The sequence below is a fragment of the Nocardiopsis sp. TRM 82005 genome, assembly GCF_056312425.1.
This window is the reverse complement of the sequence record NZ_JBWDTQ010000004.1, coordinates 161,703-175,450: the sequence shown is the minus strand read 5'-3', so window position 1 is coordinate 175,450 and position 13,748 is coordinate 161,703. Positions and strand designations below refer to the sequence as shown.

Genomic DNA, 13,748 nt, shown 5'->3' with positions numbered 1-13,748 from the left:
GTCTGGAAGGCCGTAACCATGGACATCCTCTCCTCCGCACTCCTGGCCCTGCTCGTCGTGGGCTACCTCGTCCTCGCGGGAGCCGACGTGGGCCTCGGCATGCTGATGCCGCACGTGGCACGCGGTGCGGAGCAGCGCCGCCGCGTGGTCGCCGCGATCGCCCCCTACTTCCTCGCCTCGGAGGTGTGGCTGGTCGCCGCCGTCGGCGTCCTGGCGGGCCTGTTCCCCGTACTGGAGCACCACGCGGTCGCCGAACTGTGGCCGGTGCTCGCCGTCCTGTTGGCCGGGTGGCTGTTCCGCGACGCCGGTCTGTGGCTGCGTGCCCGCGTGGACGGCGACCGCTGGCGGCTGGCCTGTGACGGCGCGATCGTCGCGGGTAGCTGGGCCCTGGCCGCCGCGTGGGGGCTGGTGGTGGCGGGCCTGCTCGCGGGCGGCCTCACCGCGAGCCCGTTCACCGCGCTGTGCGCGGTCGCCGTCATGGCGCTGTTCGCGCTGCGCGGCGCGGCCTTCGGCGCCGAGCGGCTGGTCGGTCCGGCTGACTCCGGTGGTGCGAGCGCCGAATGCGCGGACGTCGCCGCACGCGACACCCGCGTACTCGCCCGGACCGCTCTGGGGACGGTGGCGCTGGCGGCTGTGTCGGCCCCGCTGCCCGGCGGCCCGGTGCTGGCCGCTTCGGTGCCGACCGCGCTCCCCGCCGCGGTCGCCCTGACCACGGCGCTGCTGGCCGCGCTGGCGGCCACCAGCGGCCTGGCGGGTCCGATGCTGTCCCGGCACACGTCGGCGGTGGCGATCGCGGTTCCGGGCCTGTTGGTGGCTCTGGCGGCCCACCTGCCCTCCGCGCCGATTCCCTCCACGGTCGCGGTGTTCGTGTGGGCGGCCCTGGTCCCCGCAGTTCCGGTCATGTTCGTCGGCCAGGTTTGGCTCTACCGAATGACTCGCCGCCCGGCGGTCACGCCGACCTTCTTCGCCTGACACGGCGAGAACGTGATCCCAGGTCGCCACCGGCGCACCGGCCTCCGCGCCGACCGCGCGACGGCCGCGCGGGGTGCCCGTACCGGTTGGGAGGCGGGAGAGCGGGCACCCTCTTGTCCGGGAAACACGCCCGTGACGCCCCTCCCTCCAGGGGAGGCTACGGCGTGACCGCGCGGGCGGCGTCGAGCCCCTGAGGAGGGACTGTGACTCACCCCCTGACCACGACCCCCGACCTGAGTGGATGCAGCTGCGGCTCGGGATGCGGCTGCGGCTGCCAGAGCGGTGGCTCTTGCAGCTGCGGCGGAAGCTGTAGCTAGAGGGCCCTGGCCTCTGAGAACCGGAAACCTCCGTCCGACTTCCCCGCGGGCCGCCCTCCTTGGGGTGGCCCGCCCCCGTTACCGTGTTTCCTCGGCCTGATCTCGCTCCCCACCCCCGCGTGTCGCGACATTAGGCGACTATGGGTATACGCTGAGTCACCAAGTGAAGCTGCGTATCCACCCGTTGGGGGAGATCGCGATGCCGTCGTTCACCAGACCAGCGTCGGGGAGAGGCCGCCTCTCCGCACACGCGAGGCTGCTCCAGTTCGTACTGGGCATCCGAGAACGCTCGGCACGCGCGGCCCCCTGGGAACCGAACACGATCGGGCTTCCGGCCGCGAGATCCGCCAACGCCCTGGCCCGCATCAACGACGTCGCCTTCTACGCGAACGCGCGCGAGGAGGTGTCCGCCCTGGCCAACGTGTGTGTGGGCCTGCTACACCTGCACGCCCCCGACCCCTGTGGAGAGCACGGCGAGTACCGCTGTCGGGGATGCCGCCTGGCCTGGCCCTGCTCCACCTTCACCGAGCTCTGCCGCCTGCTCACCCACTGAGCGTTCTCCCGGCCGCCCCGCCCGTATCGGCGCAGCCGGCCCCCAGCGCGGGTCCAGCCGCTCGAAACGGCCGTCGCCCGCCGGAGTCGGGGCGCGATCCGACTCCGGCGGGCGACGGTCCTCGCCTGCCGTCCGCTGACACCCCACGGTCGAGCCGCCGGGTGCCCTCACCGGGCCAGGCATACCCAGAGGCTAGTACTGAAACGTGTTCTACCGCAAGCCTCGAGCGTCACGCACACAAGGCAACCAGCAAGAAAGACATGACCGGCAGAAGCATGAGAACCGGATCTACTCGGGTCCGGCTGAGACGGGGCGTCCAGCAGACCGGAAGACTCCTCCCCGCCGTCGCGGGGCGGTCAGGCCCAGGGGCGGGGGACAGCCCCTGGGACCGACCTCGGGGGCGGTAAGGCGCAGCGCCCGGAACCCGCCGAGAGCGGGGGACCCTCAGCTGCCGGGGCGCGCCCTACCCAACAGACGTTAACGATGCGCCGGTAACACGAACACCCCCCATCAGATAACCGGAGCGTCTCGATTCACCCTGGTCAACGCTTCCCCTCACCCTTGACCTGCGTCGATGCGCTCCTCCTCCGTCTCCGTGCCTCTGGAGCCCCAGCACCCACACGCGCCACAAACGACACCGGGCTCCCACACGGGAACAGCCCCCCGAAAGGAAGCGGCAACAGCAAAACCGGGAACCGAAACCGGCCGCGACAACCCGGGGGAAGGTTGCACGGGGTTGCGATTCCCGGCCCAAACAAGAAAAGCGCAGGCCCCGGGACTGTCGCCCGGGGCACGGAGTCAGCTTATTCGTGTGGCCAGCAGATATGCGGAGGGGGTGTCAGCATCGACGATATCGGTCACCCTCCATGCCTGCCCGCCGACACTGAACACGTCTCCCACACGGACGTCGATCATGGGCGTGGGGCGCCACTCCTTCGGGCCCCCGATCTTGGCGACCGGCTGCCCGTCGTCACCGAGCCAGAAGCTGCCCCCGCCGACCGGGCCTCCCGCGAAGCGGTCGTTCCGCCCGTAACTGATCTTCTCCTGCGCGCCGACCTCGTGGACCACAGTGGATTCAGTCCCAACCGTCTCGGATTCCATTGAAAACGCAGCCATGCTAACCCGGACAGGGCAATTGAGGGTGCCGTTCTAGGGGCTGGCCGGTGTTTCGACCAGAATAACCGACAAAAGTAATGCGCGGGTCGGGACTAAAGTCCTGACCCGCGCATCAATGAACAGATTAATTATCAGCCCCCGCCGGAAGAACCCCGACCGCCCTTGAGCTTGCCCACCAGGGTCTCGAACGCCGAACTGAACGGGTGGTCGTGCACCATATAGGTCCACGTCATCGACGGGCTCTTGACACCCACCGAGCTGACGTCGAGCTCCCCGTCCTCCGCTTCCAGCTCCTCGAAGCTCTCCGCGGCGCGGGCCCGCGCGTCGTCCAGGAAACCCTTGAAGACCGGTACCGCCTCGCGGTTGAACTCGTCCAGCGGGTCGCGCCGGCCCAGGTAACGCAGGTGGATGCCCTCCCGCAGCTCCGACAGGAAGGCGTTGTGGTCGGTCCAGCCCCGGTCCAGGTGGTACAGGGTGATCAGGCGCGCGGCCTGCGCGACCTTCTCCTCGTCCAGCTCCTCCACCAGTTCCGCGTGCCGGCCCTTGCGGTCGGCCCTGATCTGCCGGTCGCCCTGGTCTCCGGTCAGAACCATCTCGCGGTGCTCCAGCACCACGTCACGCTGCACGTCGATCAGCTGGTTGTACCGCCAGGTGTTGCGGTGCACCTCCAGCATCTGCCCCTCGGCGACCCGCTGTGCGTGGTCCACCATGTTCAGCCAGCCCTCGTCGAGGATCTCGCCCTCGGCGGTGGTCTGGTATCCCGTGGTCTCGGGGGCGTGGTTGACCACCAGGTCGTCGTCCATGCTGACGAAGAAGATGGAGTCGCCGGGATCGCCCTGGCGTCCGGCACGACCGCGCAGCTGTCCGTCCAGGCGGCTGCTGGGGTAGCGGCCGAAGCCCATCACGTACAGGCCTCCGCTCTCCACCACCCTCTCGCGGTCGGACATGTCGCTGCCGCCCAGGCGGATGTCGGTACCGCGGCCGGCCATCTGCGTGGAGACGGTGACGGCGCCGTGGGTGCCCGCCTCGGCGATGATGGACGCCTCGTCGGCGTCGTTCTTGGCGTTGAGGACCACGCACTCCAGCCCGGCCTCGCGCAGGCGCCCGGCCAGCAGCTCGGACTCGGCCACGTCCTGGGTGCCGATGAGGATCGGCCGCCCGGTCTTGTGGACCTCCTCCGCCTCGATGATGAGGGCGTCCTCCTTCTCCTCGCGCGTGGCGTACAGGCGCGTGCCGTTGTCCTCGCGGATGTTCGGCTTGTTGGAGGGGATGACCGCGACCTCGAGCTCGTAGAACTCGCGGAGCTGCTCGGCGACGGCCATCGCGGTACCGGTCATACCGCCCCGCGTGGGATAGCGCAGAACGAGCGACTGCACGGTGATGGAGTCCAGCACCTCGCCGGTCGTGCTGAGCGCCACCTTCTCCTTGGCCTCGACCGCGGCCTGTAGGCCGTCCGGCCAGCGCTGGAGCAGGGCGATGCGGCCGCGCGACTCGTTGATGAGCCGGACCTCGCCGTCGCGCACCACGTAGTGGACGTCGCGCTGGAGCAGCACGTGCGCGTGCAGGGCCAGGTTGACCTGCGGCAGGACGGAGGTGTCGTCCTCGGAGTACAGGTCCACCCCGCCCAGCGTCTTCTCCACGGCGTCGATCCCGGCGTCGGTGAGCTGGACGTTGCGCCCCTCGCCGTCGACCTCGTAGTGCAGACGCGGCTTGAGTGTCCGGACGACGTCGGCCATCTCCACGTCGGCGGTCACGCTCTCGGCGGCACCGGCCAGTACCAGCGGGACACGGGCCTCGTCGACGAGCACCGAGTCGGCCTCATCGATGATCGCCACGTTGGGCGGCGGTACGACCCGGTCCTTGATGTCGGTGACCATGCGGTCGCGCAGGACGTCGAAGCCCAGCTCGCTGACGGCCGCGTAGGTGACGTCGCAGGAGTAGGCGGCGCGGCGCTCCTGCGGCGTGGAGTCCTCGTTGATCCAGCCCACGGTGACGCCGAGCATGTCGTAGAGGGGGCGCATCCATTCGGCGTCGCGCTTGGCCAGGTAGTCGTTGACACTCAGCAGGTGCACGCGTTGGCCTCGCAGCGCGAACCCGGCGGCGGCCAGGGTGCCCGCGAGGGTTTTGCCCTCGCCCGTGGCCATCTCGGCGACGTGTCCGTCGAGCAGCGCCATGACTCCGAGGAGCTGCACGTCGAAGGTCCGCTCGTCGAGGGAGCGCCGGGCGGCCTCACGGCCGACGGAGCACAGCGACACGAGGTCGTCGCGGTCGTAGGGGAGTTCGGCGTTGCCGAGTTCGATGGCCTTGTCAGTCAGCTCAGCGTCGCTGAGCTCACGCAGACCATCCTCCTCGGCCTCGATCGCCGACAGGAGCTTGGTATAGGGCCGCAGATCCACCGCACCGGGCTTTCCCAGGAAGCGGCGAACACTTTCCGCCATTCGTCCGAACACCACCACAGAGTAACGCCGGACACACATGTTTGTAGAACCCCGGGTGTCCACATGTCCGGATACTTCGGACGCGGCCTCTCCACGGCGTCGATGAGGACACCCGGGGTTCAGGCGAGCTGGCGCTGGTGGCGCTGACGGGCCTCCAGGGCCATGGCGTGCTTGACCAGTGTCAGCAGGACCTGGACGACGGAGTTGCGCTCGCGTGCGTCGCAGTAGACGACGGGCACCTCGGGGGGAAGGTCCAGGGCGTCGCGCAGCTCCTCGGGGCTGTAGAGCGCCTCGGGGTCGAACTCGTTGACGGCCACGACGAAGGGCAGCCGGTACTGGCGCTCGAAGTAGTCCAGCGCCTGGAAGGTGTCCTCCAGGCGACGGGTGTCGGCCAGGATCACCGCCCCCAGCGCGCCGCGTACCAGGTCGTCCCACATGAACCAGAAGCGCTGCTGGCCCGGGGTGCCGAACAGGAAGAGGGTCAGGTCGGTGTCCAGTGAGATGCGGCCGAAGTCCATCGCGACCGTGGTGCTCGTCTTGTCCGGTGTGTGGGAGAGGTCGTCGACACCGGTACTGGCCGCGGTGACCGCGGCCTCGGTGCGGACGGGGGGGATCTCCGAGACGGTGCCGACGAACGTGGTCTTCCCGACCCCGAAGCCCCCGGCGACGATGATCTTGGTGGACAGCTCGGTGGATGGGTGGTTCGTGCTGTTAGCTGGATCGATCACAGTTAGTCCTAGCGGGAGTGCCGGGCCGGTGGGGGCCGTGGGGGCTCGCCCGGGCCGGTCCTGAGGGGTACGGGACTCGCTGGGTTTGTCACCGCCGCGAGAGGCACCGCTCATGGAACCTAACACCGGAAAGCCGTTGGGGACGGCGTTTCGGCGCAGCGGTGCGACAGAACACAACTTTTGGGGAGCGCGGGTTCCGCGTGACTCGGGCAGGATGGAGAGCCACGGGCGCCGGTGGCCTCCTCGTGGCGATGGGTCCTCCGTTGGGGACTGACCGTGACCAGGTAAGCACACACCTGTACCCCGAAGGGTCGACTTTACGACATTGTGAGCGGCCGCTTTCGGCCGCTTTCGGCCGCGCCAATCCCTGTCCGGCGCGGTCCCCGGAGTCTACGGTGGAGGCAGGGCACCCGCACCGGCAAGGGCGGTCGCGGAAAAGACTCCTGGCACGAGGACGCGACCATTCGCGGGAGCCCCGGCGGCGTCCCGGGTGGACGACCACCCGCCGACGTCTCGCTCTTCGGCGTCGGCCGGTCGGCACTCCCGATCGACGCCCCGGTGCCCCACCGGCCCACAACCGTCCACGTGGGCCGGTGGCGGCCTTCCCCGCGGCCGCCGCGTACTCCCCGCAGCGGACCGGGCACCGACGCGCCCCGGAGCGAGCCGGAGTATCCGCGACCCGCCGTCCTCGTTAGCCGTAGTATGGGCTGGCCCTTCCCCGTCCGTTCCAGCACACTCACGCGCGTGCGTGCGCGGCGGCGCGGCCGGGGGCAAGCACGTCCGAGACGAAACTGTGAGCCGAGAACCCCACATGTCCGATCAGCGCGTCGTCCGCCCTACTCCCATCAGCGGTTTCCCCGAGTGGACCCCTCAGGTCCGGGCCGTGGAGCAGCACTGGCTGGACCATATCCGCGCCGGGTTCGAGTCCTTTGGCTTCGCGTCGGTGGAGACCCCGTCCGTGGAGAACCTGGACGTGCTGATGGCCAAGGGCGAGACCTCCCAGGAGGTCTACACCCTGCACCGCCTCCAGGCCGACGCCAAGGACGACTCCGACGCCAGGCTCGGGTTGCACTTCGACCTGACCGTGCCCTTCGCCCGGTACGTCGCCCAGCACTTCAACGAGCTGACCTTCCCGTTCAAGCGCTACCAGATGCAGCGCGTGTGGCGGGGTGAGCGCCCCCAGGAGGGACGCTTCCGCGAGTTCACCCAGTGCGACATCGACGTCATCAACGTCGACTCCGTGCCGCTGCACTTCGACGCCGAACTGCCGCGCATCGTGCACCGGGTGCTCAGCGGGCTGGACATTCCCGCCTGGACGCTCAACGTCAACAACCGCAAGGTCCTCCAGGGCTTCTACGAGGGCCTGGACATCAAGGACCCGGTCGCGGTCATCCGCGCCGTGGACAAGCTCCACAAGATCGGCGACGACGGCGTGCGCCGGATCCTGCTGGACGACGGCCTGACCGTCGAGCAGGCCGACGCGTGCCTGGCGCTGGCCCGGATCCGGGGCACCGGAACCGACGTCGCCGAGCGGGTCCGCGCTCTGGGGGTCTCCTCCGAGCTGCTCGACGAGGGCCTGGAGGAGCTCACCTTCGTCCTGGGCGACCTGGCCGACCTGCCCGAGGACAGCGTCATCGCCGACCTGTCCATCGCCCGCGGCCTGGACTACTACACCGGCACGGTCTACGAGGCATCCTTCGACGACGACCCCGACTACGGGAGCATCTGCGCGGGCGGCCGCTACGAGGACCTGGCCGGGCAGTTCATTCGCAGGCGGCTGCCGGGCGTGGGCATCTCCATCGGCCTCACCCGCATCTTCGCCAAACTCGTCGCGGAGGACCGCGTTCGGGAGGGGCGCCCATGCCCCACCGACGTGATGGTCGTGGTGCCCGGCGCCGAGCGCCGCCGCGAGGCCCTGCGCACCGGTGAGCTGCTGCGCGGCCGCGGGTTCAACACCGAGGTGTTCCACTCCACCGCCAAGGTCGGCAAGCAGATCCAGTACGCCGCCAAGAAGGGCATCCCCTTCGTGTGGTTCCCGCCGTTCGGGGCCGACGGCGCCCACGAGGTCAAGGACATGGGCTCGGGCGAACAGGGCCCCGCCGACCCCGGCACCTGGACCCCAGACGGCACGGGCACCGCGGGGTAGCCGCCCCGAAGCGTACTCCGCGAATACGAGACACGCCCTATCACCTTTCCGCCCAAGATGGACGGTTTCGGCCCCTCGGTGCCGGAACCGGCCATCGCAGGGACAGGCCGAGCCCGTGGGTGCGACACTGGGAACGGCGTCCCCGCGCGCCGCGTCCGGACGCGGCGCGCGGGCCGGTTCGGTGTCCTAGTAATCGAGGCCATGTCTCCTCCCCGCCACAACCTGCCCCTGTCCGCCGGCGAGTTCGTCAGCTTCGTCGGACGTGAACGCGACATCGTCGATCTGGGCCGCCTCCTCGGTACCGCCAGGATGGTCACGCTGACCGGTACCGGAGGCATCGGCAAGACACGCCTGGCCCTGCACCTGGCTGAGCGCGTCATGCGCCGGTTCCCTGACGGCGTGCGCTTCGTCGACCTCAGCGAGGCCTCCACCCACGAGCAGGCGCTGCGCGCGGTGGCGGTCGGCCTGCAAGCGGTGGGGGACGACTCACGCACGATGACGGACGCCGTCATCACCTCACTGCGCGCCCGCAACCTGCTGCTGCTCCTGGACACCTGCGAGCACGCCGTGGGGCCGATGGCGCGGCTGTGCCAGGCCGTGCTGCGCGACTGTCCCCGAGTACGCATCCTGGTGACCAGCCGCCAGCCGCTGCACGTTCCCGAGGAGAGCATCTGGCGCGTGCCCCCGCTGTCGCTGCCCGCGCGTCCCACCCCCGTCGACCCCTACGCCGCCGGCCCCGATCCCATCCCCCGCCGCGACACACAGCGCTATGAGTCGGTGCGACTGTTCGTCACCCGCGCGCACGCCGCCCGTTCCGGGTTCGAGATGACCAGGGAGAACTCCGGCTATATCGCGGAGATCTGCCGGATGCTGGACGGCATGCCGCTGGCGATCGAGCTGGCGGCCGCACGCGTCAGGGTGCTGTCCGTGCAGCAGATCCTGCGCCGCCTGGACGACCGCTTCCAACTCCTGACCAGCGACGGGTCCGAGGACCTGCCACCGCGTCAGCGCACCTTGCGCGCGGTCCTGGAGTGGAGCCATGACCTGCTCACAGACGCGGAGCGGCTCCTGCTGCACCGCCTGTCGGTGTTCTCCACCTGGTACCTGGAGGCCGCCGAGGACGTCTGCTCGGGCGAGGGCGTCGACCCCTCCGACATCCTGCCGCTGCACTTCTCCCTGCTGGACAAGTCGCTGGTGGTGATGGACACCGAGATCGACGGCACCACCCATTACCGGTTGACCGAGACGGTGCGCGCCTACGCGGCCGAGCACCTGGCGCAGAGCGACGGCGGGGACGAGCGGTGGGAACGCTACCTGCGTTTCTGCGTCACCCGGCTGGAGGAGTGGGCCAAGGGCAGTTGCGCGCCGCTGCCCTGGAACGAGCGCCTGACCCGCCTGAGAATGCTCGACCACCACCGGGAGAACCATGCCCGGGTGGTGGACTGGGCGCTGTCGCGGGGACGCGTGGACGAGGCCCTCCGTGTGTGCGTGGCGCTGCGTCCCTACTGGCTGGTGCGCGACCTGGCGGCCGAGGGCAGCCGCCTCCTGGAGCGGGCGCTGGACACCGACCCCGACGGGCAGTCCCCGCACCTGCGGACGCGCGCCCTGGCACTGCACGCGGAGCTGCGCCTGGACCTGGACACGGTACCGCGTGTGTCCGCCCTCGCCATGTGCGCCCTGGAGGCGGCGCGGGCCTGCCGTGAGGCTGGAGCCGCAGCCTCGGCCATGGCCACCATGGCAGCGCTGTCCCTGCGCACCGGCGCGCTGGACGAGGGCCGACAGCACGCCGAACGGGCCAGGGAGTGGACCTCCCAGGTCAGCGATCCCATCACCGAGGGCACCACACTGGGCGTGCTGGCGCAACTGGCGCGCCGCCGCGGTGAGGCTGTCCGTGCGACCAGCTACCTGGAGCAGAGCATCTCGGTGGCCGAGAACCTGGGTGACCGGTGGAACGTGGCGCGCTGCCTGCACGAGCTGGGCTCGATCGCCGCCGAACGACGGGACTTCGCACGGGCGCGCGCGTTGTACACCGAGGCCCTGTCGGCCTTCGGCGAGCTGGAGGCGGCCCCGGCGACCGCGTACTGCGCCCGGGAGCTGGGCCGCCTGTACCTGGCCGAGGGCGAGGTGCTGCGGGCCAGGGAACCCCTGTCGACGTGCCTGCGGGTGAGTTTCACCTCCGGGCAGCGGATCGCGGTGGCACGCGCTCTGGAGGCGCTGGCGGAGTTGGCGCTCGCCGAGAACGAGGCGGAGCGGGCCGCCGCCCTGACGGGGGTGGTCGCCGACCTCCGGACGTCCCTGGACCGGCCCTCCGCCGAGACGCTGCGGCTGCGGTCCGCGGTGGAGCGGCGGGTGGGCGGGGCGCGGACCGCCGAGGCCTGGAACGCATGGCGCTCCCTGCCCCTGGAACAGGTGCTCGACCGTGCGCTGGCCTTTCCCCGGCCCGCGTCCCCCGAACCCGCCGGGCCGGATTCCCTGACCCCCCGGGAGAGGGAGGTGGCCGAACTCGTCGAGCGGGGCCTGTCCAACCGGGAGATCGCCGAGCGGCTGACCATAAGTCAGGCGACCGCGGCCCGACATATCGCGAACATCTTCAGAAAACTCTCGATTTCCTCCAGGACACAGTTGACCGGCTGGACCGTGCCGGAGAACGGTGCTTGAGAGGGGTTCTGATCGGCTGGAAGCACTTGCACAGTGCGCGTGCACCCGCTAAGACAGAACTCCAGGTACCAACGCACATCCGACCTTGTCCGCCCTGCGACCTTCCCCTCGTCCCTGGTGAGAACCTTCCCCAACCGCCCCTACATGTGAAGGCCATGGCACCTTTGACCGCGCCCGCGCGGCACAATCTCCCCCGTCCGGGCACCGGATTCGTGGGCCGCGAACGGGACCTGAGCGACCTGCTCCGCCTGCTCGACTCCAGCCGTTCCATCACGCTGTGTGGAACCGACGGGATGGGGAAGACCCGCCTGGCGATACGCCTGGCCGAGCAGTCCACCGTGTCCTTCCCCGACGGTGTGTGGATGGCCGACCTGGCGGACGCACGCACGCCCCTGGAGGTCTACGCGCGCGTGTGCGCCGCGGTGGGCGTGGTCGAGGAACCCGGCCAGCCGCTGTCCGTCACGGTGATCGAGGCCCTGCGCGACCGCCGCCTGCTGCTGGTGCTGGACTCCTGCGAGCATGTCGCCGACGAGGTGACGGAGGTCGGCGAGGCCCTGCTGGCGGCCTGCCCGTCCGTCTCGGTCCTGCTCACCAGTGAGGACCCGTTCCGCCTGTCGGGCGGAACGGTGTGGCGGATGACGCCGATGGCCCTGCCGCTGCCCGCGCGCAAGGGACCGCCGCCCGACCCCTCCGGGTCGGAGGCGGTGCAGCTGTTCATGGACCGCGCCCGTACGCGCGATCCCCGCTTCTCGGTCTCGCCCCAGGAGCTGGAGACCGTGGCGGAGCTGTGCGACCTGGCGGGCGGGATCCCGCTGGGGATCGAGGTACTGGGAGCGAGTGCGCCCGGCATGGGCCCCGACGCCCTCGTAGCGGATCTGCGCGCGTACCTGACCTCCCCCGCGGCCCGGCCGGGCCCGGGCCAAGCCGTCTCGCGCGTCCAGATGCTGCCGCTGGTACTGGACTTCGTGTACGGCGGGCTGCCGGAGACCGAGCAGGTGCTGCTACGGCGCCTGTCGGTGTTCCGGGGATGGGACCTGGAACTGGCCGAGCAGGTGTGCGCCGACGAGGCGCTGCCGGAGTCGGCCATCCTCGACCTGTCGACCTCGTTGCTGAACCGTTCGCTGATCACGGTGACCGGCGAGTTCGAGGGCCGGGTGCGCTACCGGCTGCCGGAGGCGGTACGGCAGTTCGCGTACTCCCGGCTGGCCGCCCGGGGCGAGGCGGAGCTGTTCCAGGAACGGCTCCTGGACCGGATGCTGCGCCTGGTGGAGGACCTGGACCGCATGCTGGGGTCGAGCCGGCCCATGCCCTGGAGCGAGCGCGACTCCGGGCGGCAGCGGGTGCTCGCCGAGTACGACACGCTGCGCTCACTGCTGCGCTGGACGCTGGACCACGGTGCGGCCGAGTCGGGGCTGCGGCTGTGTGTCAGCCTCGTCTCGCACTGGGTGAGCCACCGGCGCTACTTCGAGGGCGCGTACTGGCTGGACCGGCTACTGGAACTGGAGGACTCGGCCAAGGCGTCCTCGCGGGCGCGGGCACTGGTGGGCCGGGCCCAACTGGCGCGGGAACGGCGCAACCACACGCTGGCCCTGTCCCTGGGCGAGGAGGGCCTACGGCTGTGCCGGGAGGTCGGGGACGACGTGTTCGTCCGCGCCGCGCTGAACCTGCTCGCCCTGGTGGAGGTGCGCGACCGTGTGCCGGACCAAGCCGCGGTTCGGGTGGAGGAGGCGCTGCGTCTGTGCCGCGAGGCGGGCGACCTGTGCGGCGAGGCCCTCGCCCTGGGTACGCGGGCGGCCCTGGTCGCCCAGCAGGGCGACCATCCCACCGCCGACCACCACTACAACGCCGCGCTGACCCTGCTGCGCGGCATCGATCACCGGTGGGGCGTGGGCATCGCCCTCATCGGTCAGGCGCGCGCGGCCGAGGCCAGCGGCGACCTGGTGACGGCGGACCGCTGCTACCGGGAGGCGCTGGACACCCAGCGGCTGATCGGCGCGGTGGCCGACGAGGCACGCTGCCTGGCCGGGATCGGCCGGGTGGCCTACGCCCAGGGGTCCACGGGCCAGGCCTACGACTACCTGAGCGAGGGGCTGCTGCTGAGCCACTCGACGGGACAGCGGGCCGACGTGGCGCGTGCCCTGACCGCGATCGCCCGAGTGGCCTTCGACTCCGGGCTGCGCGAGCCCGCCTGCCGCCTGACGGGTGCGGCGACGAGCGTGCGCGAGCGGCTGGGGCTACCCACGTACAAAGCCCCGTGGCCGTTCGCGAGCGCGGAGACGACGCGCCGGCGCCGGCGCCACCTGGTGAACTGGTGGGAGCAGGGCCGGGGCCTGAGCCTGTCGAGCGCGGTCTGCGAGGGTGAGCGGCTGGCCGAGGAGGGGAGGCGTCCACCACCGCGCCGCAGCACTCCGCCACGGGTCAAGCGTGCCGTGCGCAAGCGCGGGACGCGGGAGGGGCCCGCTCCGGCACCGGATTCGGTGACCCCCGGGGAGCTGCTGACCAAGCGCGAGTTGGAGGTCGCGCTCCTGGTGAGTCGGGGCGAGAGCAACCCCGGGATCGCCCGTACGCTGTTCATCACCCCGTCGACGGCGGCACGGCACGTGGCCAACATCAACCGTAAGATGGGCTTCCACTCGCGTATGCAGATCACGGCGTGGGTAAAGCAGCACCAGAAGTCGGACTGACCGTCCGATCTGCCCGGTTACGCCCGGCTCTCAGGCTGGCTACATCCTTCTTCGCTGAATCTACATATGCATGTGCATAGCAATATGCATGTGCATCTGGCCGTGAACGCGCTAGGCTTCGAGCCATGGGACATCG

General features: G+C 70.5%; 8 protein-coding genes. 5 read left to right on the top strand and 3 right to left on the bottom strand.

Annotated elements, in window-relative coordinates; all coding sequences use genetic code 11:
* Positions 1 to 18: 18 nt before the first annotated feature.
* The gene (locus tag AC0T5L_RS02070; RefSeq protein WP_476163602.1) at positions 19 to 972 is read left to right on the top strand and encodes a cytochrome d ubiquinol oxidase subunit II; all 954 of its coding nucleotides are present in this window, start codon (positions 19 to 21) and stop codon (positions 970 to 972) included.
* A gap of 516 nt (positions 973 to 1,488) precedes the next feature.
* Positions 1,489 to 1,842, top strand: a complete 354-nt coding sequence (locus AC0T5L_RS02065; protein ID WP_476163682.1) for a hypothetical protein — start codon at positions 1,489 to 1,491, stop codon at positions 1,840 to 1,842.
* Positions 1,843 to 2,640: 798 nt separating this feature from the next.
* On the opposite strand, the gene AC0T5L_RS02060 is transcribed toward AC0T5L_RS02065, so the two are convergent.
* From AC0T5L_RS02060 to AC0T5L_RS02050, 3 genes are all read right to left on the bottom strand, one after another.
* On the bottom strand, positions 2,641 to 2,910 hold the full coding sequence (locus AC0T5L_RS02060) for a DUF6406 domain-containing protein (RefSeq protein ID WP_476163601.1): 270 nt from the start codon (positions 2,908 to 2,910) through the stop codon (positions 2,641 to 2,643).
* A gap of 179 nt (positions 2,911 to 3,089) precedes the next feature.
* Positions 3,090 to 5,396 (bottom strand): accessory Sec system translocase SecA2, encoded by a 2,307-nt coding sequence (gene secA2 / locus AC0T5L_RS02055; RefSeq protein WP_476163600.1) that lies wholly within the window; start codon positions 5,394 to 5,396, stop codon positions 3,090 to 3,092.
* A 119-nt stretch (positions 5,397 to 5,515) separates the two neighbouring features.
* The gene (locus AC0T5L_RS02050) at positions 5,516 to 6,124 is read right to left on the bottom strand and encodes a GTP-binding protein (protein WP_476163599.1); all 609 of its coding nucleotides are present in this window, start codon (positions 6,122 to 6,124) and stop codon (positions 5,516 to 5,518) included.
* 811 nt (positions 6,125 to 6,935) lie between these two features.
* On the opposite strand from AC0T5L_RS02050, the gene hisS reads away from it, so the two are divergent.
* The 3 genes from hisS (at position 6,936) to AC0T5L_RS02035 (ending at position 13,612) form a co-directional block, all read left to right on the top strand.
* Entirely contained in the window at positions 6,936 to 8,270 is a 1,335-nt protein-coding gene (gene hisS, locus AC0T5L_RS02045; RefSeq protein WP_476163598.1) for a histidine--tRNA ligase, read from the top strand.
* 201 nt (positions 8,271 to 8,471) lie between these two features.
* Positions 8,472 to 10,928: an ATP-binding protein gene (locus AC0T5L_RS02040; RefSeq protein ID WP_476163597.1), complete on the top strand. Its 2,457-nt coding sequence runs from the start codon at positions 8,472 to 8,474 to the stop codon at positions 10,926 to 10,928.
* A gap of 164 nt (positions 10,929 to 11,092) precedes the next feature.
* Entirely contained in the window at positions 11,093 to 13,612 is a 2,520-nt protein-coding gene (locus tag AC0T5L_RS02035) for a LuxR C-terminal-related transcriptional regulator (RefSeq protein ID WP_476163681.1), read from the top strand.
* Positions 13,613 to 13,748: the final 136 nt, after the last annotated feature.